The organism is Xenorhabdus bovienii (assembly GCF_024721015.1).
Taxonomy (GTDB): Bacteria; Pseudomonadota; Gammaproteobacteria; order Enterobacterales; family Enterobacteriaceae; genus Xenorhabdus; species Xenorhabdus bovienii.
This window is the reverse complement of the sequence record NZ_JANAIF010000473.1, coordinates 1-244: the sequence shown is the minus strand read 5'-3', so window position 1 is coordinate 244 and position 244 is coordinate 1. Positions and strand designations below refer to the sequence as shown.

Here is a 244-nt window from a genome sequence, read left to right as displayed (position 1 = left end):
AGCCAGCTGGGTAAAGCGGGCTTGAGATGCCGATATCCCCTGCAAAAGCTGCAGCAGACTGCTCCATTATCGTGGGCATCCCGGCTTTGTGTCCGAACCGGCCCATCATCGGTTCACCGTATTCGGTTGACCAAACGATGTTGGGGCGGCCGGAAATACCATCGCCATCCGCGTCATCCGGGTCGGCCTGGGCCAGCAGGTCCTGCACGGGAATTGCCTCAAGCAATCCCAGACCGATCATCTG

At 59.4% G+C, this 244-nt stretch carries 1 protein-coding gene; it reads right to left on the bottom strand.

What is annotated here, in order from left to right; translation table 11 throughout:
- Positions 1-244 (bottom strand): di-heme oxidoredictase family protein (locus NXS07_RS21435; RefSeq protein WP_258087696.1); only part of this gene is annotated, 244 nt, incomplete at both ends.